The 24,454-nt window shown below is 39.5% G+C and carries 29 protein-coding genes and 1 pseudogene; 19 read left to right on the forward strand and 11 right to left on the reverse strand.

The window, feature by feature from the left end; genetic code table 11:
- Window positions 1-83: 83 nt before the first annotated feature.
- Window positions 84-1,661, forward strand: a complete 1,578-nt coding sequence (gene pckA / locus JOD45_RS13330) for a phosphoenolpyruvate carboxykinase (ATP) (protein ID WP_205004396.1) — start codon at window positions 84-86, stop codon at window positions 1,659-1,661.
- 82 nt (window positions 1,662-1,743) lie between these two features.
- Here the strand turns inward: pckA and ytkD are convergent, their stop codons facing one another.
- Both ytkD and JOD45_RS13340 read right to left on the reverse strand, forming a co-directional pair.
- A complete protein-coding gene (gene ytkD / locus JOD45_RS13335; RefSeq protein ID WP_205004397.1) occupies window positions 1,744-2,220 on the reverse strand; it encodes an RNA deprotection pyrophosphohydrolase in 477 nt (158 codons plus the stop codon).
- Window positions 2,221-2,638: 418 nt separating this feature from the next.
- On the reverse strand, window positions 2,639-2,824 hold the full coding sequence (locus JOD45_RS13340; protein ID WP_205004398.1) for a Fur-regulated basic protein FbpA: 186 nt from the start codon (window positions 2,822-2,824) through the stop codon (window positions 2,639-2,641).
- A gap of 140 nt (window positions 2,825-2,964) precedes the next feature.
- Between JOD45_RS13340 and JOD45_RS13345 the strand changes: the two genes are divergently transcribed.
- Window positions 2,965-3,576, forward strand: coding sequence for a DNA-3-methyladenine glycosylase (locus JOD45_RS13345; RefSeq protein ID WP_239549276.1), 612 nt, complete (start codon window positions 2,965-2,967; stop codon window positions 3,574-3,576).
- A gap of 1 nt (window position 3,577) precedes the next feature.
- On the opposite strand, the gene JOD45_RS13350 is transcribed toward JOD45_RS13345, so the two are convergent.
- The 4 genes from JOD45_RS13350 to JOD45_RS13365 form a co-directional block, all read right to left on the reverse strand.
- The gene (locus JOD45_RS13350; protein ID WP_205004400.1) at window positions 3,578-5,596 is read right to left on the reverse strand and encodes a hypothetical protein; all 2,019 of its coding nucleotides are present in this window, start codon (window positions 5,594-5,596) and stop codon (window positions 3,578-3,580) included.
- Window positions 5,597-5,654: 58 nt separating this feature from the next.
- Window positions 5,655-6,452, reverse strand: coding sequence for a HoxN/HupN/NixA family nickel/cobalt transporter (locus tag JOD45_RS13355; protein ID WP_205004401.1), 798 nt, complete (start codon window positions 6,450-6,452; stop codon window positions 5,655-5,657).
- A gap of 228 nt (window positions 6,453-6,680) precedes the next feature.
- Window positions 6,681-7,073, reverse strand: a complete 393-nt coding sequence (locus JOD45_RS13360; RefSeq protein WP_205004402.1) for a spore germination protein — start codon at window positions 7,071-7,073, stop codon at window positions 6,681-6,683.
- 76 nt (window positions 7,074-7,149) lie between these two features.
- Window positions 7,150-7,353, reverse strand: coding sequence for a hypothetical protein (locus tag JOD45_RS13365; protein ID WP_205004403.1), 204 nt, complete (start codon window positions 7,351-7,353; stop codon window positions 7,150-7,152).
- Window positions 7,354-7,434: 81 nt separating this feature from the next.
- On the opposite strand from JOD45_RS13365, the gene JOD45_RS13370 reads away from it, so the two are divergent.
- On the forward strand, window positions 7,435-7,932 hold the full coding sequence (locus tag JOD45_RS13370) for a hypothetical protein (protein WP_205004404.1): 498 nt from the start codon (window positions 7,435-7,437) through the stop codon (window positions 7,930-7,932).
- A 165-nt stretch (window positions 7,933-8,097) separates the two neighbouring features.
- Here the strand turns inward: JOD45_RS13370 and JOD45_RS13375 are convergent, their stop codons facing one another.
- Window positions 8,098-8,568, reverse strand: a complete 471-nt coding sequence (locus JOD45_RS13375; protein WP_205004405.1) for an Hsp20/alpha crystallin family protein — start codon at window positions 8,566-8,568, stop codon at window positions 8,098-8,100.
- 249 nt (window positions 8,569-8,817) lie between these two features.
- On the opposite strand from JOD45_RS13375, the gene JOD45_RS13380 reads away from it, so the two are divergent.
- Together JOD45_RS13380 and JOD45_RS13385 are read left to right on the forward strand one after the other, a co-directional pair.
- A complete protein-coding gene (locus JOD45_RS13380; protein WP_205004406.1) occupies window positions 8,818-10,239 on the forward strand; it encodes an amidase in 1,422 nt (473 codons plus the stop codon).
- 169 nt (window positions 10,240-10,408) lie between these two features.
- On the forward strand, window positions 10,409-10,582 hold the full coding sequence (locus JOD45_RS13385; RefSeq protein ID WP_205004407.1) for a hypothetical protein: 174 nt from the start codon (window positions 10,409-10,411) through the stop codon (window positions 10,580-10,582).
- A 176-nt stretch (window positions 10,583-10,758) separates the two neighbouring features.
- Here the strand turns inward: JOD45_RS13385 and hutH are convergent, their stop codons facing one another.
- Together hutH and hutP are read right to left on the reverse strand one after the other, a co-directional pair.
- Window positions 10,759-12,273, reverse strand: coding sequence for a histidine ammonia-lyase (hutH, locus tag JOD45_RS13390; protein WP_205004424.1), 1,515 nt, complete (start codon window positions 12,271-12,273; stop codon window positions 10,759-10,761).
- A 187-nt stretch (window positions 12,274-12,460) separates the two neighbouring features.
- Window positions 12,461-12,901 carry a hut operon transcriptional regulator HutP gene (gene hutP / locus JOD45_RS13395; protein WP_205004425.1) on the reverse strand — a complete coding sequence of 147 codons (441 nt, stop codon included), beginning with the start codon at window positions 12,899-12,901 and terminating at the stop codon, window positions 12,461-12,463.
- 182 nt (window positions 12,902-13,083) lie between these two features.
- On the opposite strand from hutP, the gene JOD45_RS13400 reads away from it, so the two are divergent.
- The 7 genes from JOD45_RS13400 (at window position 13,084) to JOD45_RS13430 (ending at window position 19,161) form a co-directional block, all read left to right on the forward strand.
- Window positions 13,084-13,275, forward strand: coding sequence for a hypothetical protein (locus JOD45_RS13400; protein WP_205004408.1), 192 nt, complete (start codon window positions 13,084-13,086; stop codon window positions 13,273-13,275).
- Between the two features lie 22 nt (window positions 13,276-13,297).
- The gene (locus tag JOD45_RS13405; protein WP_205004409.1) at window positions 13,298-14,803 is read left to right on the forward strand and encodes a spore germination protein; all 1,506 of its coding nucleotides are present in this window, start codon (window positions 13,298-13,300) and stop codon (window positions 14,801-14,803) included.
- A complete protein-coding gene (locus tag JOD45_RS13410; RefSeq protein ID WP_205004410.1) occupies window positions 14,796-16,052 on the forward strand; it encodes a GerAB/ArcD/ProY family transporter in 1,257 nt (418 codons plus the stop codon). Before JOD45_RS13405 ends, JOD45_RS13410 begins: the two co-directional genes overlap by 8 nt.
- Window positions 16,045-17,163, forward strand: a complete 1,119-nt coding sequence (locus JOD45_RS13415; protein WP_205004411.1) for a Ger(x)C family spore germination protein — start codon at window positions 16,045-16,047, stop codon at window positions 17,161-17,163. The genes JOD45_RS13410 and JOD45_RS13415 overlap by 8 nt, the downstream gene beginning before the upstream one ends.
- 291 nt (window positions 17,164-17,454) lie before the next feature.
- Window positions 17,455-18,243: a hypothetical protein gene (locus JOD45_RS13420; protein WP_205004412.1), complete on the forward strand. Its 789-nt coding sequence runs from the start codon at window positions 17,455-17,457 to the stop codon at window positions 18,241-18,243.
- A gap of 5 nt (window positions 18,244-18,248) precedes the next feature.
- The gene (locus tag JOD45_RS13425; RefSeq protein ID WP_205004426.1) at window positions 18,249-18,701 is read left to right on the forward strand and encodes a hypothetical protein; all 453 of its coding nucleotides are present in this window, start codon (window positions 18,249-18,251) and stop codon (window positions 18,699-18,701) included.
- A gap of 13 nt (window positions 18,702-18,714) precedes the next feature.
- Entirely contained in the window at window positions 18,715-19,161 is a 447-nt protein-coding gene (locus JOD45_RS13430; RefSeq protein WP_205004413.1) for a CBO0543 family protein, read from the forward strand.
- 120 nt (window positions 19,162-19,281) lie between these two features.
- Here JOD45_RS13430 and JOD45_RS13435 read toward each other — a convergent pair whose 3' ends face one another.
- Window positions 19,282-20,637, reverse strand: coding sequence for a sensor histidine kinase (locus JOD45_RS13435; protein WP_205004414.1), 1,356 nt, complete (start codon window positions 20,635-20,637; stop codon window positions 19,282-19,284).
- Window positions 20,634-21,335 carry a response regulator transcription factor gene (locus JOD45_RS13440; RefSeq protein WP_205004415.1) on the reverse strand — a complete coding sequence of 234 codons (702 nt, stop codon included), beginning with the start codon at window positions 21,333-21,335 and terminating at the stop codon, window positions 20,634-20,636. The genes JOD45_RS13435 and JOD45_RS13440 overlap by 4 nt, the downstream gene beginning before the upstream one ends.
- Window positions 21,336-21,579: 244 nt before the next feature.
- On the opposite strand from JOD45_RS13440, the gene JOD45_RS13445 reads away from it, so the two are divergent.
- From JOD45_RS13445 to JOD45_RS13475, 7 genes and pseudogenes are all read left to right on the forward strand, one after another.
- A complete protein-coding gene (locus JOD45_RS13445; protein WP_205004416.1) occupies window positions 21,580-21,765 on the forward strand; it encodes a cold-shock protein in 186 nt (61 codons plus the stop codon).
- A gap of 281 nt (window positions 21,766-22,046) precedes the next feature.
- Window positions 22,047-22,292 carry a hypothetical protein gene (locus JOD45_RS13450; protein WP_205004417.1) on the forward strand — a complete coding sequence of 82 codons (246 nt, stop codon included), beginning with the start codon at window positions 22,047-22,049 and terminating at the stop codon, window positions 22,290-22,292.
- A gap of 82 nt (window positions 22,293-22,374) precedes the next feature.
- The gene (locus JOD45_RS13455) at window positions 22,375-22,632 is read left to right on the forward strand and encodes a hypothetical protein (protein ID WP_205004418.1); all 258 of its coding nucleotides are present in this window, start codon (window positions 22,375-22,377) and stop codon (window positions 22,630-22,632) included.
- Window positions 22,633-22,650: 18 nt separating this feature from the next.
- Window positions 22,651-22,896, forward strand: a complete 246-nt coding sequence (locus tag JOD45_RS13460) for a hypothetical protein (RefSeq protein ID WP_205004419.1) — start codon at window positions 22,651-22,653, stop codon at window positions 22,894-22,896.
- A gap of 34 nt (window positions 22,897-22,930) precedes the next feature.
- Window positions 22,931-23,176 (forward strand): hypothetical protein, encoded by a 246-nt coding sequence (locus tag JOD45_RS13465; protein WP_205004420.1) that lies wholly within the window; start codon window positions 22,931-22,933, stop codon window positions 23,174-23,176.
- Between the two features lie 37 nt (window positions 23,177-23,213).
- Entirely contained in the window at window positions 23,214-23,459 is a 246-nt protein-coding gene (locus JOD45_RS13470) for a hypothetical protein (RefSeq protein WP_205004421.1), read from the forward strand.
- 321 nt (window positions 23,460-23,780) lie between these two features.
- Window positions 23,781-24,308, forward strand: a pseudogene (locus JOD45_RS13475) (glycosyltransferase); the annotation flags it as partial.
- Between the last annotated feature and the right edge of the window lie 146 nt (window positions 24,309-24,454).

The raw sequence follows: 24,454 nt of genomic DNA on the forward strand, positions 1-24,454 counted from the left end.
AGTATGGACTAAAGAATAAAATATGTTATACTATTTCTAGCTGATTAGGATTGAAATTAACATTAAAGGATGGTCGTTAAAATATGAAAACAATGCCCTTTACTTCAAAATTAGATGAATGCCTGCAATTAGATCGTACGCACATTAATTTATCGGTTTCTCATCTAATTGAAAAAGCGATTGAAAAGAAAGAAGGCATATTGACAAATACAGGCGCCCTTGCTGCAAATACCGGCAAATATACCGGCCGCTCCCCAAAGGATAAGTTTATCGTAAGAGAACCTGAAATTGAAGGCACTATTGACTGGAAAAATAACCAACCCATTGAAGAAAGCGTTTTCGAAAAGCTTTACTTCAAAGTTATTAACTATTTAAAAGACAGAGATGAACGGTTTGTTTTCCGCGGTTTCGCCGGTGCGGACCCTGAATCGCGCTTGTCATTGCAGGTCGTCAATGAATACGCATGGCATAATTTATTTGCCCAGCAATTATTCATCCGTCCAACGGCTGAAGAACTTAAAACTCACCGTGCAGAGTTTACCATTGTTTCAGCTCCAGGCTTTAAAGCCGATCCCGAAGTTGACGGCACCCGTTCTGAAGCTTTTATTATTATTTCATTTAAGAGACGTGTTGTACTCATTGGCGGCACCCAATACGCAGGCGAAATGAAAAAGTCAATATTCAGCGTGATGAATTATCTCCTGCCTAACCAAGACATCTTGTCTATGCACTGTTCCGCTAATGTCGGCGAAGAAGGTGACGTGGCATTATTCTTCGGCCTCTCAGGAACAGGAAAAACAACGCTGTCGAATGATCCTAACCGCAAGCTCATCGGTGATGATGAACACGGATGGTCTTCCAACGGTATTTTTAACATTGAAGGCGGCTGCTATGCTAAAACCATTCACTTATCCGAGTCTAAAGAACCGCAAATTTGGAATGCCATCCGTTATGGTTCAGTATTAGAGAACGTGGTTGTTGATGAACAGACTCGCGAACCTGATTACGATGATAATAAATACACAGAAAATACACGCGCGGCTTACGACATCTCTAATGTACCAAACGCTATTTTGCCAAGCTTAGCCGGTCATCCAAATACAATTATATTCTTAACTGCCGATGCTTTTGGCGTTTTGCCGCCGATCAGCAAGCTGACAAAAGAACAAGCGATGTATCATTTCTTGTCAGGTTATACGAGCAAGCTTGCTGGTACAGAAAGAGGCGTTACATCCCCTGAGGCGACTTTCTCTGCATGCTTCGGTGCACCGTTTTTACCTTTAGAAGCCGTGAAATATGCAAACATGCTTGGTGAAAAAATCGACGGCCATCAAGTTGATGTATACCTTGTTAATACCGGCTGGACCGGCGGGGCATATGGTGAAGGCGAACGAATTAATCTATCCTATACAAGAGCGATGGTTCAAGCCGCTTTGAACGGTGAACTCAATAATGAAGAATCAATGATTGACCCTATTTTCGGCTTAAACATCCCGCTTCATTGCCCAGGTGTGCCTGACCATGTTCTGCAGCCAAGCAAAACTTGGCCTAGCCAAGAAGCATACGAAGCAAAAGCCCGTGAACTTGCAGAAAAATTCAAAGAGAATTTTAAGGCATTCGATCATGTATCGGAAGAAATTAAGGCAGCCGGACCTAGATAATGACTGTTTTCTAATCTGGATATAGAAAAGAAATAAAAGACTTAGGACACTTTACTTTGAATCCTAAGTCTTTTTTCCTTTTTCAAAAAAAGTTTTCGTAAATCCGTTCTAAACTGTACTTCAGCACATCGTCTTTCATCATAAAACTATATTGATTTAAATGCTTAATATCTTTTGGAATGTCATGAATAAAAATTGGTCCGTTCGTCTCCAGGTAGTTGTTTTTTAACTTAATATGGCCAATGGTTGCATAATAAACATTTTTAATGATTACGCCGCTCTTTCCGTCCACTTTATACTGACCGATATAATGTAAATCTAATACTTCTCCCCCTGTTTCTTCATACACTTCGCGTATGGCTGCCTGCTCGGGCGTTTCCCCTTTTTCAACTTTTCCGCCTGGAAATTCCCATCCTCTTCTTGGATGTTGGGTTAACAGCCATTGATTATGAAACCGGCTGATCACCCAAACATGCTTAGGAGAATCTGAAAAAGGATGCCTTTTAAAGGACAATGTGACTTGATTTCCATAAAAATCTTCAAACGTGAATGAATCCATCATTTTTTATTTTGCTCCATCCTGTTAATATCCAAGTTTTATTTTAAGCAAGTGATGCGGTTATTGTCCAATTTTTACTTTCGGCATAAAAAAAGCATCCCTATAGGAATGCCTTTTTAAACGGATTAGAAAATAGAAAAAAACTTTGTTCATGATTAGTATAACATAATATTAGTCAAATATTCTGAGTGGATCTGCTGTTAATATAAAATAAATATTACTCTAGCAAATGTTAAACCGAGTGGAAGATATCAGGAGCCCATCGACTTTTGTTAATAGTTATCTGAATCATCAAGAACGGAAAGACAAGGACGCAAAATAGCACTAATAAAAAGTAAAAGCAGCCAAAGACAGCATTGTTGGTATTACTCAGAACTTCTTTGATTAAAATATATAAGCGAGACCCCTTTACCTCGATTTAATTCAATTTTAATTGATCTTTGTTGCTGATATGTCTATACCTTTGCCATTCATGTTCTAATTCTGTTAAAGTTAACTGATGAAGCTCGTTTCTGGAATATTTATATATATCTGTTAATATTAAGTCGTTAATGATTCGTTTTTTCCGAGATTCTACGGCCATGCGCAATAAGTTTTTTTCCATATTTCATACCACTCCAACTTCATTTCTAACTAGTATGGCCAATTGGCGAAAGTTTAGTCAGAGAAATCAGCTGTCGGATGGATGTTTTCAGTCAATGATAATTTACTGAATGCCTACTAAGTGATTGGATGTGGAAAACGATGAATGTTATTTCTAGAGAATTTTTCCAAATGTCTTCATTGCATCTTGCCAAAGCATTATTAGGCAAAACGATCGTTCATGAAACAAGACAAGGGACAACATCGGGAATCATTGTTGAAACTGAAGCCTACATGGGACCCGAGGACCGGGCTGCCCATTCTTTCGGAGGGAAACGTACAGAACGGACGAAAATAATGTATGAAGAGGCTGGCCATGCTTATATATACCTTATTTACGGCATGCATCTTTGCCTTAATATTGTCAGCGGTCCTAAAGAAAAGCCCGAAGCTATCCTCATTCGGGCTTTAGAACCTGCTTCCGGGATTCATTTAATGTGTGAAAGAAGAAAAATAAAGCCTGAAGCATTAACATTATCGAAAAAGAAACTTTTGACAAACGGTCCGGGTAAATTGACCAAAGCCTTGGGAATCACGATGTCGCTTTACGGCCACTGCCTCACCGAACAGCCGCTTTTCTTAGTTGAAGAAGGTTATCGATTAAATGACAGCGATATTGCCTCCGGTCCAAGAATCAATATTCAATACGCCCAAGAGGCCGTTCACTATCCATGGCGCTTTTGGATTAAAGATAATCCTTTTGTTTCGGTTTAAATCACTTTTTATCTTTGGGTAAATCTGGACGGTATGGAAAACTGCCTTTTTTATGTTTGACATGGACGGGCTGCTGGAATTGCTGAAGTTGATTGAGTTTTTTAGTATTTTCCAGTCCCCTTTTTGCATTTTTTAAAAAGTTATGATTATTAATAGTGAGATCAGGCCTCTGACTTAAATTTTCTTGCAGCGGCAGGGACGGTTTCCATAGTGGCGGCTTCTTATTTGCCAATTGTTGATTTCTTAATTCTTTCAGCTTCTGATCAACGATTGATGGAGACAAGACTTTTATTTTATCAAATGGGTTTGTCGGCATATTATTCTCTGTTTGTTTATTTGTACGATTATTTGGGACTTGAACACCGTTACTCTTTTTAATCAGGGGCTGATTGACATCTTTTAATTGTTGATTAACATGTCGTTTTTGGGGATTTTCGCTTTGTTTCCCTTGCGGTGCATTCGTCTGAGATTTGGCAGCTTCTTGTCGCGGCACGCCGTTCAAGGCCTTTACGTCATCATTGTTACTCATCTTTTCTGCTTTTACACTGGGTCTTAGCGGCGGCGGTGCTTTTTTCCTTATCTTCGCTGTTTCTTTCTCCGGTATGCCTCTGCTTTCTTTTACGCCTTGATTCATGCTTGGATTTTCCGTTTTTCCGCTCGGCCTTATTGGCGGCGGTGTTTTCCTTCCTCTCGCTCCTTCTTTCTCTGGTATGCCTCTGCTTTCTTTTACGCCTTGATTCATGCTTGGGTTTTCCGTTTTTCCGCTCGGCCTTATTGGCGGCGACGTTTTCCTTCCTCTCGCTCCTTCTTTCTCTGGTATGCCTCTGCTTTCTTTTACGCCTTGATTCATTCTTAGGTTTTCCGTTTTTCCGCTCGGCCTTATTGGCGGCGGCGTTTTCCTTCCTCTTGCTCCTTCTTTCTCTGATATGCCTCTGCTTTCTTTTACGCCTTGATTCATGCTTGGGTTTTCCGTTTTTCCGCTCGGCCTTATTGGCGGCGGCATTTTCCTTCCTCTCGCTGTTTCTTCCTCAGGGATTTTTTTACTGGCTTCTAAATTTCGAATAGCGGAAGTTTCCGCCTCTTCCTTTTTCATTGTTGGCTGCGGGTGCTTTGAGGCTTTAGCTGCCTTATTCGTCTTTTCTTCCTTGTCTTCTATATAATGAATTGTAAATTCTTCAAACTTTCTCACAGGAGGCTGCTTAGGCGGTCTATGTTCTTTGAGATGATTCATGTCGTTTTGGTTTGCTTGATGATCCGGGATAAGGTTAATTTTGGCCGTTTCTTGGGATTGCGTTTGTTTGACAGGTGTCTTAGGATCTTTTAAATCAGTTGGCGAAGATTGCCGCTCAATATTCTTTTGTTTTTTCACTGATTGATCTTTTTGGTCTTTCTTATTTTGCGGCGAATCTTCCTTCTTCTTAAATTTCACGCTAGGAGAACCATTCTGTCTGTCAGATCCTCCCGGCGGCAGATCTTTCTTTTTCTTTCCTGTTTGATCAACTTTTACACCAAAATTATTCCCTAAATTTAATGCGCCGCTGACTTCTTTTACGTCCAACGCATCAAAAGAAAATGTCAGATTATCGAGTTTTGGATCATGAACATGCAAATTTTCAACCGTTACTTCATAAGTAAAAGCTTTCTTGCCCAGTTTAGTTAGCAAATCTTCAACCTTTTCGAGTTTTTTATCCAGTTCCGTTCTTTTATCTGATTCCATTTTTCTTATAGCATCAAGTGTTCTTTCTGACTCCTGCCTCTTATCTAATTGAAGTTTCTTTATCGCGTCAAGTGTTCTTTCTAATTCTTTCTTCTTTTCAAATTCCAGCCTCCTAATCGAATCAAGCGTTCTTTCTAATTCAGGACTTTTATTCGTTTGCTGTCCAGGCTGGGGCGGATGCCTGTTGTCCAATACAACATGGTGATTGACCTCATGCTTCTTTTCCAATAATAAACTTCTGATAGCTTCAATTTTTCTTTCTAGTTCCAGAAGCTTTTGGTCATTTTTTCTCCTCCAAAACATAAGCAATCCCTTCATTTCATGCCTTTTTTAGACAAGAACACTGACGACCTATCGTTTTCTAACTAGTCATATCAGAATCCTCGCGCAAACGATTCCCCTTCCTGAATCTTAAAGCAGTATAGATACAAACAATAATCGTAAATAAAGCAACACCGACAGCTTCAAAATTAATTTCCATTGAAGGGTTGAAATAGGTTACGGCTTCATATAAGGATACCCCGTAAGCGAGGGCAACAATGACCCATCCCATAACTTTCGAAGCCGTCTGGCCCATTTTTCCCGACTGGTTAATCATTCGAAAGGTGATCAAAGAATCAGCGGTGTCGGTTAACATCATACCTATCATAAAGGTCAATCCTAGAATAATTGGCATGTAGCTGGAAAAATGAGAAGCTGCTAAAGCCCATACAGCCGTTTGACTTACTGTATCTGCGGCAGCAGCAAAAACAATGCCTGTCAAAATAATCATTAATGGGTTGGTTGTCTCGCTGAAAACTTTTGGAATAACCTTGCCTTTAATCCCTTTTGGCTCATAATCTTTATCTTCAGTATGTAAAAGATTATAAATATTTAGTGTGCCGATAAGAAATAAAGATAAAACAGACACCCAGGTACCAATCGCATCAAAATAACTTGGATACCGAAAATTTTGACTGACCATTCCAAGAATAACAGCTATTGAAGCGACAATCAGCCCGTGTCCAAATGAAAAAAATGTTCCTACCCAGCGGGCCCAAGGACTGTTTTTCCGCCAATTATAGCGAGCAACACCATCAATGTAAGCAAGATGGTCGGCGTCCAGGCCATGGCGGATACCAAGTGTAAAAACTAAAAGTAACAGCGATAATGTTTCCACTCTCTTGACTCCCCCTTGAAAAAAACCTTTTTGTCTAATCTATGTTTCATACCTTATAATCATTAACATTTTCATAAATAAGGATGAGCCTCTTCACAGTGACGATATAAAAAATTAATAAAATAGGTTTATAAAATATTAAGATGGGTAATATAATAACAACCCTAACCCCAACACACTTTCATCTATGTCCTGCCTTTTTAAGGCGGGACATCTTTTTTTTGGCGGCTATTCAAAGTCATCCGGGCTAACTTCACTGTGATGATCTTCATGGCTGTTTGCTTCATCTTGATTCATGTGCCCGTCTTGATCATTCGGTTCATCCGCTTCATGATCACCTATGTCTGCAGATTCTTCAACGCCGATAGCTTCCTGCAGCCACTCGGGAAGCTGCCCCATTTCAGACTGATTGAGCATATCGACAAAATCGGGATCATTGAGTAAAGCGCGTATGCCTTCAATATCGTTATTATCGCCAGTGATACTGCCGAAGCCTTGATTCTGTTTCTTCTTGCTTTCAAAATGAGTTGGGAAGTTATTTCCCACATTCATAACTGATGCATCACTGATTGATCCTACCCGTATTTGCCCAATAAAAAATGACGGAGATAAAAGACCCATCGCCATAAGCCTCCCAACCCAATGAATTTATCCGCACCTTTGTTTTCCTAAAGAATAAATTAAATATAGAAATGGCTTATTCTTTATGAACATCTTGATTATCCTGGTCGTTAACAATGTTCATATGATGTCGAGACTTATTATTAATGCCCGAAATATCGCCGAAGCCCTGATTTTCTTTTCCTATTGAAACCCAGCTGTCTTGAAGGTTTTTACCTGAAAACACCCCTGAGGATTTCGTGACTTGCTCAATCTTAAGTTCATCAAATTTAATTTTCATGATAACTCCTTTAAAAAGGTTTTTATTATATGTCTATTTATATTTTCTTAATTTATTTCAACAAATGAAGGAGGGAAAATAATGTTTCCTTTTTCAAACCCAAATGACTTGCAGACATATATCGATAATATGAAACAACCATTCATGCAAGGATTCCCTTTTAACGGCGCTGATATTCAAAAGATGGTCAACGATTCCATCCAGCAGGCATTTCCTGATTTTCTCAAAAACCAGCGAAATGAGCCGGACTCCCAAAATCAGCGGTTCAATCGTTCAGCTGGAACATCCGGACAGCAAAGCGCTTCACATGATTACCAAGTATTTGAAACCCATGATTTCGTTATTGCCCGAATCCCCATAGATCGTATAGATGGACGGATTCAGCCAAGAATTTATATGGATACTTACCACTTGTATGTAAAAGGATTGCCCGATGACCCGGACGATTTAAAAATTCCGCTTCCTTCACCTGTCCGTCCCAAATTTGCAAAAGCAGAATATAAAAGCAATATCCTAGAGATCCGTATGCTCAAAAAAGGGCCTGAGCCATTAACTGAAATAAGCGTCGACGAATCTTAATGGTTTGATTAGGATTGTTAATGGGTTTAACCATCGCTGGCTGAACCCATTAATATTTGCTTCAAAATTTTTGATTTAAAGCCGGACAAACATAGCAAGCAAAAAATGACTAGACTTATGTGCTATTGATTAACACAACCAGCTAGTCATTGAGTTTATCAAAGTTTATAATATTTCAACTCTAATTTCTGAAAATGCCGTGTTCTTTTTAGGTATTTTTATTTCTAAAAAATGATCTTTGATGACAGCGCTGCTCCCCTTTGCATAACCATTAGCCGGAAGATTCACGTAAAGATCCCTTCCCATGTCTATTCCTTGTATAAAGAGTTTATTTGTATCAAAAAAAACTTTAATATCACCAGGGTTTGTTTGTTCCGGGATCGCGATCCGGGTCAGAATCATATTATGGGTTTCAAATATATCCGGCTCATACGCTTTATTTTGATTGCCTCGATCCATATTTGAGTCAAAGTTTGAATTGAATTGCGCTTTTGTCTGTTCTAAGATATTGTTCGTTAAATCATGAATCCATGAAAGATCGAATCCGTTTTTTGTGCCGCTCCCGGCAGGTCCATAACCATTTTGATGCTTCGAAAACTCTTTTTGAAATAAATCCCAAGGGTTAAAATTATTCATTTTTCCCCCCTCTTTGCGTTTTTTTGTTTTAACATCGCTGACGCTTTCTTACCCTATATTATGTTTTAGATGAATATGGGTGCTAATTTATTAGGGGATTGACTCATTTATATCATTAAGGATACAGCACTCGGGAGCCGCCGTTGCAGAAAACCCCTTATAGTCAGCCTATTTTGAACTTTACAGCCCATTTTTTTGGTATAATGAACGAAATGAATGTACTATTCAACATAAAAAGGTGTGGCATATATGGATATTCATGATTTATCAGCAGTGGAACTCATTAATCTGTACAAAGCCCGAATACTTTCTCCTATAGATGTTGTACATGCATTATTTGAACGTATCGACACGCTTAACCCAGATCTTAACGCCTTTGTGACCCTCAATCGCCCGGAAGCTTTAATCCAAGCAAAAAAGGCGGAAAATGCTTACTTATATAGCCATCCGCTGCGCCCTTTAGAAGGCATTCCCATAGCAATTAAAGATTTAACCAATACAAAGGGCATCAGAACAACTTACGGATGTTCCGTCTACCGTGACAATGTTCCCGATCGTGACGCAACAATTGTCAAGCGCCTTAAAGAAGCCGGCGCCATTATAATGGGAAAAACGAATACACCGGAATTTGGCCATAAGGCGACCACAGATAATCCATTATTCGGGGCAGCACGCAATCCTTGGAATAAGGAAAAAACGGCTGGAGGATCCAGCGGCGGTTCAGCCGCTGCCGTTGCCGCCGGATTCGTTCCCTTAGCAGAGGGAAGCGACGGCGGAGGATCAATTCGCATTCCTGCCTCTCTTTGCGGGGTTTATGGTTTTAAACCAAGCTTTGGCATGGTCCCTTATGATAATCATCTTGACGGTGTCTTTGGCAATCACGAACCTTTTATTCATTATGGCACTTTAAGCCGCTCCATTGATGATGCTGCGCTGATGTTTGATGTCATTAAAGGGGCTTCGGCCGCTGATCCGTTTTCAGTCACTGCAACAGAAGAATCTGCAATTGAAGCACTGTATCATGGCTATCAGTCATTCAAAATAGGATGGACATTAGACTTTGGAATGTATGAAATCGATGATGAAGTAAAGCATCTATTTCTAAATAAAATAGATGAGCTGCAGACTGAAGGGTTCACCGTTGAACCTGTTCAAATCAATTTGCAAAAAAGTTTGCCTGAGTTCATTGATTACTTTGAAAAGCTTTGGACAGTCGGATTAGCCGCCGGCTGCGGAGCATTAGCAGAGAAGCATTCGGATCAATTATCTTCCGGGCTGCTCGCCATGATTGAGAGAGGAAAAAAATTATCGGCTGTAGAATTTAAATCTCTCGAAAGCTATCGGGCATTTGTATGGCATGCCATACAAAAAGTATTTGCAGATTACGACATTTTGCTGTCCCCGACACTTGCGGCTCCTGCCTTTGACTATCAATTGGAAGGCCCTGAAACAATTAACGGCAAACTCATCAAGCCTGACTCCGACTGGGTGATGACACAAATCTATAATTTAACCGGCCATCCGGCTATATCTATTCCGATCGGTTTTAACAGCGGGCACTTGCCGGTTGGCATGCAGGCAGCTGGAGGCCGTTTTGGCGACATCAAGCTTTTGCAATTTGCAAAATGGATGGAAACTATCTTTAAAGCCCGGCTTAAAGTTAAAGCTTAATCAAAAAGTGAGGCAAATGGCCTCACTTTTATACATTAAACATAATTTCCCAAACTGCCGATACCTTTCTCTGTACACATGAATAACTCCATATTATCATAACATTAGAGTAATTCCATTTATTTATATAATTGAAAACGGCAATCTTTTCGTCCAGATTTTAAAGGGAGTGATCATCATAAAAGAACCCGTTGGAAAATGTATTGATTGCAATAAAACAGTCTATTGTGAAGGCGGTTTTTTGCAAGGCGTCGTTTTAGAAAACCATCGTATTCGCTGTTACGACTGTCAGAATGAAAAAGAAATAGAAAGTGCATGGTCAAAAATAAAGAAAACCGATTGAAAAATCCTAAATAGGCAAAGACGGAGGCTGGAATCCGGGTGTGAAGTCCCTTCATTCCAATCTGTTCGCTTATGCTGTTCTGTCTATTTTTTATAAGATGTGATAGGAAAGGACACTTCCCTTTTACAGGACAGTGTCCTTTTTGTTTTACCTTCGCTTGACCTCATTTTCGCATATCAAAGCGTCAGCTCCTCCAAAAATAATTCTTTCCATTCATCTGTTGACAGCCAGGCCGCCAGTTTTTCAATGTCTTTTGAAAAGACACGGTCATGTTCAACCATAGGGGCATGCTCACGTCCCTTTAAGTAAATCGCTTTGGTTCGAGGAGCCATCTTGTCAATATCCCGAAATTCCAATGCCTGCATGGCACAGAATAGTTCAATGGCTAATACCCTTCTTACATTTTGAATAATTTGATAAGCATGTCGAGAGCCAATCGTTCCCATGCTGACATGATCTTCTTGGTTTGCCGATGACGGGATCGAATCAACGCTTGCCGGATGGGCTAATGTCTTATTCTCAGACACAAGAGAAGCTGCTGTGTATTGTAAGATCATCGCTCCGGATTCCAGCCCTGAATTCTTGCTTAAAAACGGCGGCAAGTCATTAAGCTGCGGGTTAACGAGACGTTCGATGCGCCGTTCGGAAATATTGGCGACCTCCGCCATGGTAATACCCAGGAAGTCCATCGCTAAAGCAATCGGCTGTCCGTGGAAGTTTCCGCCAGAAATAACTTTGTCGCCATCATCAAAAATTAATGGATTATCTGTCGCTGCATTCATTTCAATTTCTAATTTTTCGATAACATAATTTAATGCTTGCCAAGTTGCGCCGTGAACCTGCGGGATACAGCGAAGCGAATAAGCGTCCTGAACCCTTAATTCTCCTTGCTCCGTCACAAGACGGCTGCCGGACAAATACTCTCGAAGCCGGGCAGCGACATCTATTTGCTCCTGGTATCCTCTTGCTTTATGAACAGATTCGTCAAAAGCGGTTATAATGCCGTTAAGCGCTTCGATTGTTAAGGCGGAAATCGCTTCTGACTGCCTAGCCAATTGAATGGCTTCAAGAACGGCCACAACGCCCTGTGCCGTCATCGCTTGTGTGCCGTTTATAAGAGCCAGGCCTTCCTTAGCGGTCAATGTTAATGGAAAAATGCCCAAACGCTGAAACACTGCTTCTGTCGGCTGGCGCTCGCCCTCATAGAACACTTCGCCTTCTCCGACCAACACCAAAGCCAAATGCGACAACGGAGCTAAATCGCCGCTTGCTCCCAATGAGCCTTGTTGGGGTATGACAGGATGAATGCCTTTATTGACAAGTTCTATTAATCTTTCAATTAATATAGGACGGACGCCGGAGAAGCCTTTTAATAAAGCATTAGCCCGTAATAGCATCATAAGTCGGCTGACTTTTTCAGGAAAAGGATCTCCAACTCCGCACGCATGGCTTCTAATTAAATTAATTTGCAAATCCTCAACATCTTCGGCTTGAATGTATACATCACTTAATTTGCCGAATCCAGTTGTAATGCCATAAATAACCTTTCCTTCATTGACGATTTTTTCAACAGCTTCGCGGCTTTTGGCAACCCGCGCCATACTTTCTTCCGACGCCTTAATCATCTCACCATGATTTAAAACCTTCTCGACTTGTTCAAATGTTAAACGTTCTCCATCTAAAATAACGATTGTAACCACCGCTTTCTTATTATTTTTGAGAATCCCTCAAATGGATTGGCATGTTTTAAAAAAGACAAAAAGGGGCCGCACAACGACTGAATCATCGCTGAACGCCCCCTATTGACTGATAGCTATGGGCTATGCTCAATATTCAAATGAATGTCCAAAGAGTCAGACAAATAAGCTTTTAATTGTTCTAAATATGATTAATGCCAAGTCCGATGGTTTCGTGCTCAAGGCCTTTAACCGGAGCGCCTATCGTTCCATACAAGGCAACTGCAAGCCATTCTCCCTCACGCTCATCTTTGTAAGGGTTTCCGCGAACAATAGAAAATGTTAACCCCACTGTTCTTAAAACAGTGCCTAACTGGTTATTGCCCCTTGTTACACCGCTGAGCGCTTCAATAATGGTATGATACAAAGCATGGGTTTCCCGGTATAGCTGCGGATCAATCATGCCTTGATTTTTTGCTGCTGTTTCAACAGCCGCCACCACTTTATGAGCATCCATGGAACCTACCTTCCCTTTACAAGAGCGCCAACCCAGATCAATTAATTCCTTTGACAGCTTCTTTTCAGGCTGAAGGAGGATCATAAGCGCTTCCTTCCCAATGAGATGGTCACGGTCAAGTGGCATAACTTTCACTCTCTTCTAATAACTAATCACTAACCTTAGTGTATCCGTTTACATTTAGGATGTCAATCATTTGTTTTATGATCGCCATTCACAAATTCAGCGGCCAAAACTTCCCAAAATGCGGATAATAGAGCGATCATTGGTAAAAAATAATCTTTAACAAAGACACAGGGTGGTCTCATATGACTACAATGCTTATTTTTCTTAGTTTCTATCCATGGCTGTTTATTTTCTTTGTTTTGGTTGTCTTGCGAATGGATGAATGGGCGAAAATATGTTTATTTTTATTAGTTCTTTGGATTATGGTGATGCCCTTTGCAGCGATTTTCATCAATGATCATAAAAAGGAGAAAAAAACAAATCCTAAGCCCTGACTAAGGTTAATGGAGGATACATATGAAATGGCCTTGGAAGAAACGCCGCAAAAAACTCAATATGCCGGAGCAAAAGCCTCAGGATATTAAAGAGCTTTTCAAGCATATGGAACAGTCTGATGACTTTTCGCATTTCAAACACCAACAAGATACCATGTCTTGCTGGATTTCTTTTTATAAAACCATTTGCGGGCTGGAGTCTGTCCATAGGGAAATTCTACCTTATATTTTTAAAAACAATGTTAAAAACCTTATGGACATTAAAGCAAATTTGCCTATTGAAGATACACTTGTGACAAAGGATCTCCGGCAAATCCAGGACAAAATGTTGGAAGGGCATATGGCCGTTCAAATGAAAGAGGATGATTCTGAATGTTTGCTTATTCCCGCTCCCTCAACGGAAAACCGTCAAGTCACAAATCCGGAAACTGAAACAAGCATCGTCGGCCCTAAGGAAGGGTTTGTCGAATCGCTGGATACAAATATTAACCTTGTCCGCAAAAGACTGCCTCTTCCTAATCTTTATTTGAAAGAAACAAAGGTCGGGAAATTATCTAAAACCCGGGTCTCTATCATTTATATTAAAGGCATCGCTAATCAGGAAAATGTGAATACTGTCTGGCAAAGGATAAAAACGATAGAGTTTGATCAGATTGTTGACAGTTCAACCATTTCACAAATTATAACCGACAGCCATCATTCGCCCTTTCCGCAATTTATTGACACGGAACGTCCGGATCGAACGGCTTCAGCTATTGCCGAAGGGAAAATTGCTATTTTAGTCGATGGTTCTCCGCATGCCGTCATTGTTCCTACGACAATCGTTGACTTCTTTATAGCTTTTGATGATTACTTTATTACTTGGCATATTGCTTCTTTTATTCGTCTGATACGTCTTGCTGCTGTTACTTTTTCTGTATTTTCAACACCGTTGTACGTGGCCATTTTAACCTATCATTATGAAGTCATACCTAGGGACCTGCTGGCAACGCTGATTTCTTCGCGGGCTGTTATTCCCTTCCCGCCCATTTTTGAGGCGCTGATATTAGAACTGACGATCGAGCTGCTTAGAGAGGCTGGTGCCAGACTGCCGACAAAAGTCGGTCAAACAATAGGCATCGTCGGCGGTCTCGTTATCGGAACTGCATCTGTTCAAGCCGGCCTTGCCAGCAATGTATTGCTGATTATCGTCGCGATGGCCGGCCTTGCTTCTTTTACAACACCAAATTATCGAATGGGCAACACAATCCGTTTAATACGTTTCCCATTCTTAATAGCGGCACAGCTATGGGGGTTAATCGGCATTGCGCTTTGTTTTGGGTTTTATTTATCGCATTTGCTTAAGTTAACATCGTTGGGCAGACCTTATGTTGAACCTTTTTTTCCACCGCGGTTTACCGATTTGAAAGATACGTTTATCCGGATACCAGTGAATAAACAAATCACCAGACCCCTATATTTGCGCCCGGAAGATCCGATGCGAATGAATAAAACCCGTTCTCAAGAAAAAAGGGACATTGATGAATGATCATTCATTGGTATCCGCAACCCGCGGATTTCAGCCGGACAAGAATCAGCAGAAAAATATTCTATGGCAAAAACGCTTCGGCAAGGGTCTGCCGCTCATTTACACTTTCCATACGGATAAAGAAAGGAACTTGATGATGCCGACGTCTACGCTGACAAAACCAAAAATAAGTGAAAATAGTCAAGTGTCGCCCTTTCTTGTTTTTTTTCTTATGACTTCTATGCAATTTGGTGTCGGCATTCTTGGCTATGCCCGCTACATTACTCATTTTGCCGGGTATGATGCTTGGATTTCAATTCTGCTTTCCGGCGTCAGCACAAATATTATTTTATATTTGATATACAAAATTATCGAACGCGGGAACAAAAACGATATGATCGCTATTCATAAGGAACTTTTCGGAAAATGGCTTGGCGGATTGTTAAACCTGATTGTCCTTAGCTATTTTTTTTCATACGTTGTAACCATTTTAAGAAGCTATATTGAGATCGTACAAATCTGGCTGTTTCCCCAATTTCCAACATGGGAACTCTCCCTTTTGATCCTGTTGTTAGTTTATACCTTTGTGGTGGGGGGTTTTCGAACGGTGACCGGGATGTGTTTTCTAAGTCTTGTGTATGGCGGCTTTTTGCTGCTTTTAGTTTATTTCCCTTTAGAATATGCACATTTCAGCAACCTGCTTCCATTGTTCAATCATTCTGTGCCATCTCTATTAAGGGCGTCTAAACAAATGTTATTAAGCTTTTTAGGCTTTGAACTTATTTTTATTTATTATCCATTTATTAAAAATCCGGACCAATCAAAAAAGTGGGCCCATGCAGCGTTAATGTATACAACTTTTATTTACGTGATTCTCGCTATCGTCATATTTATTTATTTTAGTGAAAGACAGCTCAGCCATACCATTTGGTCAACCTTAGCGATGTGGAAAATTGTTAAACTGCCGATTATCGAACGGTTCGAATATTTTGGTTTGGCAATTTGGCTGTTTGTGATTTTGCCAAACATTTGCCTTGGTGTTTGGACGGTTACAAGAGGATTAAAACAGCAATTTTCCATCAGACAAATCATAACTCTGCCGTTCATACTGACAGCTATTTTAATCATCACTTGCTTATTTAAAAATCGAATCGTCATTGATAAATTGAACACTGCCGTATCAATGACCGGTACGACCTTTATATACTTTTACATCCCCATTTTATTTATTTATCAATGGCTGTTTTTAAAGGTGAAAAAAAATGACTAAAAATAAAAAATGGATCAAAGGCTTATTCATTTTATTGCTATGCATGAATTTAACCGGTTGTCTGCCGACAGATGTTGTTGACGATATATTTACTGTTCAAGCAATTGGCTTTGAAGATGCCGGCGATCATAAGATTCTCGGCACTGTTGTCGCCCCGATTTATGCTCAAACCCAAAGCACCAATCAAGGCACCGGTGCTCAGTCACAAGGCACAACAGATACCTTTTCTGCTGTTTCCCATTCAGATAAGGAAGTGATAGAAAAGCTGCAAACAGAATCACAGCAACAATTAAAATTAGGGAAATTAACCGTCATACTCATTAACGATACGCTGGCCAAAAAAGGCATTGAAAAATATCTGGATTACTTTAATAGAGATCCCCATATCGGCCGCAACGTCTTCGTGGCTATCGTCGACGGCAGTACAAGAAGGCTTTTGGATAATCAATATGCATCTAACCCGGATGTTTCCCGGTACTTATTTGATTTAATTCAACAAAATATTAAAAGAAACTTCCCGGTAACAAACCTTCATGAATATTTCTATGATTATTACGGGAAAGGTATCAACGCCTTTCTGCCCGTTCTAAAAAAACACGGCGACCACATTGAAATAGAAGGCATCGGGCTTATTAAACATAACCGTTATATCGGGCTTTTGCCCTTTAATAAATATGCATTCATTTTCAAAATCTTAAATGAACCGTGCGACCAAGGCACTTATGCGATCAAATTAAGCCGCCATAATTTTGTCACAGTCAAAAATATCGGATCCAAAGTCAAATATAAAGTGAGAAACGGCAAAAGCGCCAAGCCCGAAATATTTATCAACGTAAATTTGAACGGCATCATTACCGAAGCTTCCGTTCAAAATAATCCGCAAAAATATATTAAAGCAGTCTCAAAAGTATTAAAAAAAGATCTTGAAAATAAAGGGAAAAATCTCACAGAAATTCTTCAAAAAAGAGGAGTCGATCCCCTCGGTTTAGGCGATCAAGTCCGCAGTTATACACGGAACTGGAATGAACATCAATGGTATCAACACTACCCAGATGCAAAAATAAACGTCAATGTTAAGGTTAATATTACACAGACAGGCATTACAGAGTAATCCGGGTACATGACGGTCTTTTTTATAAAAACGGGCCATTGAGGGCATTCTAATCAGCAAAAGTAAAGAAAAAATCCGATTGACAGACAACTTTTTAACCAAAGGTCGATGCAGCACTTAAAAGGCCTATTCGCAAGATCTGCGCCGATCATTACCCGATTGAAACAGATGTCATTAACGGTGCCCTTAGTAAATAAAAAATCTCTAAATCAAGACTGTTTTGAACATTGATAATCATAACGGCTGTTTTAAGACTATAGCTTTTAAAAAAACGAAAAGGAGCTATAAGACTTGGAATCTCATCGCAATAGGACTAGGCGCTATCAAGCCTATGTCAGTTCATTAGGAACAACGCAAATTCATCTAAGGTCTCCCTTAATCATAGCGTGGTGGTCTGCCGCGCTTCCCGGGTTTGGCCATCTCCTCCTTTCCAAATACATAAGAGGGTTTGTACTCGTTTTTTGGGAATTTATCATCAATACGAACGCAAACATCAATAACGCGATGATCTATTCCTTTACCGGACATTTTGAATTAGCGAAACTCGCCCTTGATACGAAATGGATGCTTTTATATATTCCTGTATATTTGTATGCGATTTGGGATAGTTACCGAACGGCAGTTGATTTAAACAAAATTTATATTTTAGCGAAAAACGAAAATCATAGCTTTGCCATTTTTCAAATCACCGGTTTTGAAATCAATTACCTTGATAAAAGAAAGCCCTGGGTTGCTGCGATGTGGTCGGCATTCATGCCGGGAACAGGCCAGCTCTATATACACAGGATTATCATAGCCTTTGTGATGATGATTTGGTGGATTTTCAATATTTACAGTTCAAGAATACTGGAAGGGGTTTATTTCCTGACTCTCGGCAAGTTAAATGAAGCCAATCACATTCTGCGCAGCGAATGGTTCTTGTACCTGCCATCTCTTTATTTTTTCTCTATTTATGATGCCTACGTTAATACCGTTGAAAACAATAAGTTATTTGATAATGAGCAGAAAACGTTTTTAAAGAAACATTTCCAAAAAGCTCATTGGATGCTGCAAGACATGATAGCTTTTAAGAATAGGTGAAAACAATGTTTATGATAGCTGCTTTCGATCACTCTATTTATTTAGAATCAGCGCTCTCTTTATTAGAAAAAAACGGGATTAATGATCAAAATATTCTTGCTGTCCCGCTGGAGAATCGAGATTGCCAAAACCGGTTATTTGATACGATTCATCATTCAGACGGTACAAGCCTGTTTGATTTAGGGGCTGCTTTAGCTACTGCCTTAGCTGTCATCGGAGCGAGCATTGGCTTTCAACTAAAATGGGGACCGATTATCTGGGGATTAATTGGCGCTGCAACAGGTTTTACCATTGGGCTCATTATTGATATTTTAATGACTCGCAAAAAAGAGAAAGGCGCTCAAAAAAATAACACCGAAGTGATTCTCATTATCTGCTGCCAAAATCATGAAGAGACAACAGTCGAAAAGATTCTTTGGGAAAACCAAGCTTTGCGAGTTGGAAAATTGAATGTTTAAGGGGGCGCCTCCCATGGTTTTAACGATCATCACATTAATCGTGCTTGTTATTTTAGTTATTATTTCAAAAAAACGGATAAAAAAAATTGACTTATACAGCACTTCACTATTTGCGGTCGTTATGGCGTATTCCGTAGATCTTATTTTAGGAGAGAAGTGCCATCTCTATGGATATTTTAGGCCTGGTGTGTCTTACGGCGACTTTATGATCTTTTTGGGCATTTATCCGCTCATTAGCATGTTATTTCTAAATTATTTCCCTTTTAGACGCAAAGCCCGGATTAAGGCCGTTTATATTATTTCATGGTCGCTCTTTTCGGTCGGCTATGAGTGGCTGGCTGTCAAAACAGGGCTATTCTACTACAACGGATGGCATCTCAAGTATTCAGCCCCAATATATCCTATTTTATATCTCATTTTATTAGGCCATTTAAAATTTGCTCAAAGGCTTCAAAAATGACCAGATCTGAATTTATTAATAAATAAAAAATCCCAAGCAACCTTAATCTGACCTTCCTTCTGCAAGTCAAAAGTAAAGTTGCTCAGGGATAACCAAACAGGCATTCAGGCACAGGGTTCATTATGCCTTAGGAAAGCTTAAAGTAAAGACGGCTCCCCCCGTTTCTTGGTTACAGGCACTGATGTCTCCTCCGCAGCCTTCAACAATAGCCCGGGAAATGGCTAAACCCAGACCGGTTTGTCCTTGGCTGCCTTTAATAAATCTATGAAAAATGTATGGCAATATCTCGTTAGATATACCCGGGCCATCATCGGCAATGTCTACTTTAATATAACCCTTTTCGTTATAATACTTAATTTCAATCATCTTATTTGCATGTCTTAACGCGTTTGAAAGAATATTAAGAAAGGCTTGCATTAATTTATCGGCATCCGCTTGAATTAAACCTAATTCTTCTAAACAATCATGGATATGAATGATTTTATGACTCTCATTGACTAACGGTGTTAACCGTTCGACGGCCTTGCTCATCACTTCTTTTACTGATACTTGCCTAACATGATAGATATTCTCTTCAGTCTCTAATTTTGCAAGGAGAACCATCTCTGTGACCAAGGCTTTCATACGATCGCTTTCATTAATGATCAGCTTTAATCCTTCCTGAGCCTCCCGACCGGAAAAAACACCGTCCTTAATCCCTTCAGCATAGCCTCTAATCGTCATCAGCGGAGACTTTAATTCATGGGAAGCATTTTGAAAAAAGTATGTTTGCGTATTCATATATTTCTTAAGTTCTTCAGCCATTTGCGAAACGGAAACGGCTACTTCGCCAATTTCGCCGCCTGCTTTTACATTTTCAATGTCATCAAACTGCCTTTTTGTCATTTGTTTTAAAGCTGTGTTCACGTGTGACAGAGGAGTCACTAGCCTTCTTGTAATGATGGTGCTTAATATAAATGCTATAATGCCTCCAATACCAAGGATCAAGAATAACTTTACAGCAATATTCCATTGCAGTTCCTTCAGCCCTGTCAACGGCGTGGCCAGCACCAAGGCCATCCTGCCGTCATTCGATATTAATTGAAAGGTCTCTGCGACGTATTGGCCGCCCGAAGTATTCCATACCCCTCTTAAAGCTTTGGACGGATCATATTGCAGTTTCTTTGAAAAAGTATTTGTGGCCTCGGATGACAGTGAAGAAAACAGCAGCTTTTTTTCATTCATATTCACTAACAGGACATTAATGTTTCCAGCATTCCCGGGAGGTGCCGACAATCGCTTTAATTCTTCAGCAATGACTTCTTCTTTCTGGCCCTTCATTTCATTTACGAAAGCTTGGCCCTTCGCCCTTAATTCATTAAATTGATTATCAATAAGCATATTTAAAAGCAAGGAATAAAAGACATAGGCAGCCAGTCCAAGAACAATAAATATAAGAGCAATGAATGAGAAGTTTAATTGATGCTTGAGCTTCATTTTTCTACACTTCGATCCAACCTTAAACGGTAGCCGTACCCCCGAACTGTTTCAAGCGGAAAGTCTTTCATTTTCCCCCTGATCCTTTTAACTAAATCATCAACTGCACGATCATTGCCAAAATAATCGTTTCCCCATATATGATCTAAAATGCTTTCTCTGGATAACGCTTGATCTGCATTTTTTGTCAGCAATTCAACAAACTGAAATTCTTTATTTGTCACTTGAATCTCTTGCCCTCTCCAAAACACTAGCCTTTTTCGCAAGTCTATTTTCAATTGGTCAATGTTAAGTGCTTTAGCCGAAGGGTCATTCTGTGCTTCCTTCAATGTATACCAACGGTGCAGATGCCGTTTTACCCTTGCGACAAGCTCTCTCGGACTGAAAGGTTTCGTTAAGTAATCATCGCTGCCAAGCTCCAAACCTAGAACTTTATCGACTTCCTCATCTTTTGCCGAGATAAAAATAATCGGCACATCGCTTCTTTTTCTGATTTCCCGGCAAAAATCATAGCCGTCCATTCCCGGCAGCATGATATCTAAAACCCATAGTTCGGGCATATTTTTAATTAAATATTCAAGCCCCTCTTCGGCTGTTCCCATACCGACCGTGTGATACCCTTCTTTTTGCAGATAAGCCTCCAATACACGCCTGATATTAGCATCGTCGTCAACAATACCTATCGTTGCTGCTTTCATAAAACTTGTGCCTCCATCATGCTTTTTATTTATTTTCCCATAAAAGCTGACAGCAAGTTGAGATTATGGTAATTTCCACATACTTTTCGCTGTCTGCACACTGGGTTTTTTAAAAAACATAACAGGCGACAGATCAATTTATTTTTCTGGAAATTTAGGATATACTATACATAGACGTGATTGTTCGAAAAGGAAGATCAAGTTGGACTTTTTGAACACTTCTAAAGAAAAGGGGAAGATTTACATGGCGTTTAATAAAGGACCGCAAGAACCTATCCCTGAAGTTGAAACTGACATTTGGAGCTGCACTAATGAGGATTGTTCAGGTTGGATGAGAGATGCCTTTTCATTTGACTCTGAGCCGACTTGTCCATTATGCCAATCAGAAATGGTTAAAGCAACCAAAGTTTTGCCTGTTATTAAAGAATAACAACCGCATGATATTTTTAAGAAATATTAAAGTGGAATATCATTGCCGCAAAAAAATCGTGCTCTCAAGGCGCGATTTTTTGTTATTGAGCATTTTCCCGCCAATGCTGGTCTGTTTAGCATTTTTTTGCGATGATTCACAGATATCGCTCCTCTTTAATTCATGATAGTTAATTATTCCCGCTTATTTCTCACCCGATAAAAATTCTGGCATAAACTGTTTTAAAGAACTTAGGCACAGACGAATAATTTTGTTATTAGGAATGAAGAGGAGTGGTGTTAATGAATATTGGCATTCGCTACAACGGGGCAATTCTTAATCTCGGTGCTGATAATGCCGGTATTTTTAATGGTGAGAATGAAGGGTTTGGCTGGAGCGGCCACTTGAAGAAAAATAGGAGCTTCGGTGTTGTCGGTCATGATATTCATGGACCTCATAACGTCAATTTAGTTTTTGACGAAGATATGGTTGATGCCGTTGTATACAGAGAAGACATTCAATTCGGCGTTATTGGACGAGGAGATTAGCCGCCACATTTTAACGGGCTTTCGCACAATATACTTATCAATGAATAAAATATGTTGAATCACTTTGAAGAGGTGTTCGTTTATGGTCGATAATCCAGAGCAAGTAAATATTGGCATTCAGTTTGACAATATTGCCATTAACAGCGCTGCAAGCGGTGCCGGTGTATTTAATGGCGCAAATAATCAATTTGGCTGGTCCTCACATGCGAAAACAAATTCCGGCTTAGGTACAATAGGCGGTCATCATAACCCTTTGCCTTATAATATCAATATTTTATGGGACAACGATAAAATTGATACGACCATTAACGACCAAGATATTATGTGGAGTGTAAAATAGCTTTTTGGGAGGATTCATATGACTATTGGCATCGTATATAATATGGCGACAATTGGCTTCGCTGCCGATAATGGCGGTATTTTAAACGGCGAAAATCAAGGATTTGGCTGGACGTCACCTGTCAAACAAAATAATATGCACATTGATGTCGGTTACTTTTGCGGCACTCCCGCAAATATAAATATCATATTCGATCAAGATGTCACCGATAATGTTATTTTTGTTCCTGATTTTCAAGCTGGCACAATTGGCCAGACCGTTTAAATCAATTAAATTTAATTGCAAATGGGGGTTACCTATGGCTATTGGCATCGTTTACAATGCAGCAACGATTGGCTTTGCTGCCGATAACGGCGGTATCCTAAACGGAGAAAATCAGGGGTTTGGATGGATATCGCCTGTCAACCAAAACAACATGCAATACGCAGTTGGATTTCTTGTCTCTAGTCCGGCCAACGTTAATATCATATTTGATCAAGATGCTGCCGACAATGTCATTATTGAACCGGATATCCAAGGCGGCACAATCGGGCAAACCGTGTAATCACAAATGTTAAACCTAGTGAAAGCGAAGTGTTATCATGCCTATTCTCATCGAGTTTAATGTTAATAATATTGCTTCTGCAAAAGATAACGCTGTCATTATGAACGGCGAGAATCAAGTTTTCGGCTGGAGTTCACCCTTAAAGCAAAATAATATGATGGCGCCGGTTGGGGCTTTTCTTACTTATCCGGCAAACTTTAATTTAATCTTTGATAATGATTTAGCTGATATCGATGTGATTCACCCGCGCTGGATGTTCGGCGGAAGTTTCCAACAAGTATAACTGCAAGCTGCCTCAAAAGTTTTCCGCTTTTGAGGCGGCTTGAATATATCAAATAGTAAGCTTTATTCGCCATCGTCATCAAACATTGTACTATCCATATCTTCTCTATCTTTTGCAACACGTAGTCTTAATTAAATTTCTTACCATATTAAGTGTAATGACATACCCGTCTTCAGACCTTGAAATTATTATTAGTTATTATTATAATCTGTGTCTACTTTTGAGTCTAACATCACCTTCTCTTTAATATATTATTAATCTATTATTAAATTAATAATATAATACTAATATAGACACCCTTTTACTCAAGAGGAGGAAAAAATGAAAACCATATTATTAACGGGTGGGGGTTCTACAGGTCATGTCTCTGTTAATGTTGCCCTAATTCCTTTGTTACATAAAAACGGTTGGGAAATCTATTATATAGGTTCAAAGTATGGTATTGAACATGAAATTATAAAAAAAATACCTTTTGTTAAATATTTCTCGATTTCAACAGGGAAATTAAGAAGGTATTTTTCCTTAGAAAACTTTAAAGATCCTTTTAAAGTTTTAAAAGGGTCTTTAGAATCATATAAAATAATCCAAAAAATAAAACCAGATATTATATTTTCAAAAGGAGGATTTGTTTCGGTTCCCGTTATTCTTGCCGGACGATTAAAAAAGATTCCAATCATTATTCATGAATCAGATATAACCCTCGGATTAGCAAATAAAATTTCTGTTCCCTTTTCAACAAAAATATGCACAACATTTCCAGATACGCTAAAATTCCTTCCGAAAAATAAAGGGATACATTTAGGAGCTATTGTAAGGGAAGAAATTAAAAGGGGAAGTAAGGACAAAGGACTAGTGCCCCTTCTAGAAAAATAGTTTGGTAACTGTGGTAAGTTTTTCCCACTTTGTTTCGAAACCTATAAATAGAATGAACGATTATAGGAGGCGTTCAAAGTGGCTATTTTTGTTCGAAATCTTACGAATAAAGAAGGAAATCA

This window comes from Scopulibacillus daqui (assembly GCF_016908855.1).
Lineage (GTDB): Bacteria > Bacillota > Bacilli > Bacillales > Sporolactobacillaceae > Scopulibacillus_A > Scopulibacillus_A daqui.

What these genes read in the sequence shown, in the direction of transcription:
- JOD45_RS13405 (WP_205004409.1), top strand. Translation starts at nt 13,298, where the DNA reads ATGAAATGGCCTTGGAAGAAACGCCGCAAAAAACTCAATATGCCGGAG.
- JOD45_RS13410 (WP_205004410.1), top strand. Translation starts at nt 14,796, where the DNA reads ATGAATGATCATTCATTGGTATCCGCAACCCGCGGATTTCAGCCGGAC.
- JOD45_RS13470 (WP_205004421.1), top strand. Translation starts at nt 23,214, where the DNA reads ATGCCTATTCTCATCGAGTTTAATGTTAATAATATTGCTTCTGCAAAA.
- JOD45_RS13345 (WP_239549276.1), top strand. Translation starts at nt 2,965, where the DNA reads ATGAATGTTATTTCTAGAGAATTTTTCCAAATGTCTTCATTGCATCTT.
- JOD45_RS13460 (WP_205004419.1), top strand. Translation starts at nt 22,651, where the DNA reads ATGACTATTGGCATCGTATATAATATGGCGACAATTGGCTTCGCTGCC.
- JOD45_RS13375 (WP_205004405.1), bottom strand. Translation starts at nt 8,568, where the DNA reads ATGAATAATTTTAACCCTTGGGATTTATTTCAAAAAGAGTTTTCGAAG.
- JOD45_RS13350 (WP_205004400.1), bottom strand. Translation starts at nt 5,596, where the DNA reads ATGTTTTGGAGGAGAAAAAATGACCAAAAGCTTCTGGAACTAGAAAGA.
- ytkD (WP_205004397.1), bottom strand. Translation starts at nt 2,220, where the DNA reads ATGGATTCATTCACGTTTGAAGATTTTTATGGAAATCAAGTCACATTG.
- JOD45_RS13440 (WP_205004415.1), bottom strand. Translation starts at nt 21,335, where the DNA reads ATGAAAGCAGCAACGATAGGTATTGTTGACGACGATGCTAATATCAGG.
- JOD45_RS13430 (WP_205004413.1), top strand. Translation starts at nt 18,715, where the DNA reads ATGGTTTTAACGATCATCACATTAATCGTGCTTGTTATTTTAGTTATT.
- JOD45_RS13445 (WP_205004416.1), top strand. Translation starts at nt 21,580, where the DNA reads ATGGCGTTTAATAAAGGACCGCAAGAACCTATCCCTGAAGTTGAAACT.
- JOD45_RS13340 (WP_205004398.1), bottom strand. Translation starts at nt 2,824, where the DNA reads ATGGAAAAAAACTTATTGCGCATGGCCGTAGAATCTCGGAAAAAACGA.
- JOD45_RS13455 (WP_205004418.1), top strand. Translation starts at nt 22,375, where the DNA reads ATGGTCGATAATCCAGAGCAAGTAAATATTGGCATTCAGTTTGACAAT.
- JOD45_RS13435 (WP_205004414.1), bottom strand. Translation starts at nt 20,637, where the DNA reads ATGAAGCTCAAGCATCAATTAAACTTCTCATTCATTGCTCTTATATTT.
- JOD45_RS13415 (WP_205004411.1), top strand. Translation starts at nt 16,045, where the DNA reads ATGACTAAAAATAAAAAATGGATCAAAGGCTTATTCATTTTATTGCTA.
- JOD45_RS13370 (WP_205004404.1), top strand. Translation starts at nt 7,435, where the DNA reads ATGTTTCCTTTTTCAAACCCAAATGACTTGCAGACATATATCGATAAT.
- JOD45_RS13425 (WP_205004426.1), top strand. Translation starts at nt 18,249, where the DNA reads ATGTTTATGATAGCTGCTTTCGATCACTCTATTTATTTAGAATCAGCG.
- JOD45_RS13465 (WP_205004420.1), top strand. Translation starts at nt 22,931, where the DNA reads ATGGCTATTGGCATCGTTTACAATGCAGCAACGATTGGCTTTGCTGCC.
- JOD45_RS13450 (WP_205004417.1), top strand. Translation starts at nt 22,047, where the DNA reads ATGAATATTGGCATTCGCTACAACGGGGCAATTCTTAATCTCGGTGCT.
- JOD45_RS13400 (WP_205004408.1), top strand. Translation starts at nt 13,084, where the DNA reads ATGACTACAATGCTTATTTTTCTTAGTTTCTATCCATGGCTGTTTATT.
- hutP (WP_205004425.1), bottom strand. Translation starts at nt 12,901, where the DNA reads ATGCCACTTGACCGTGACCATCTCATTGGGAAGGAAGCGCTTATGATC.
- JOD45_RS13380 (WP_205004406.1), top strand. Translation starts at nt 8,818, where the DNA reads ATGGATATTCATGATTTATCAGCAGTGGAACTCATTAATCTGTACAAA.
- pckA (WP_205004396.1), top strand. Translation starts at nt 84, where the DNA reads ATGAAAACAATGCCCTTTACTTCAAAATTAGATGAATGCCTGCAATTA.
- JOD45_RS13360 (WP_205004402.1), bottom strand. Translation starts at nt 7,073, where the DNA reads ATGGGTCTTTTATCTCCGTCATTTTTTATTGGGCAAATACGGGTAGGA.
- JOD45_RS13365 (WP_205004403.1), bottom strand. Translation starts at nt 7,353, where the DNA reads ATGAAAATTAAATTTGATGAACTTAAGATTGAGCAAGTCACGAAATCC.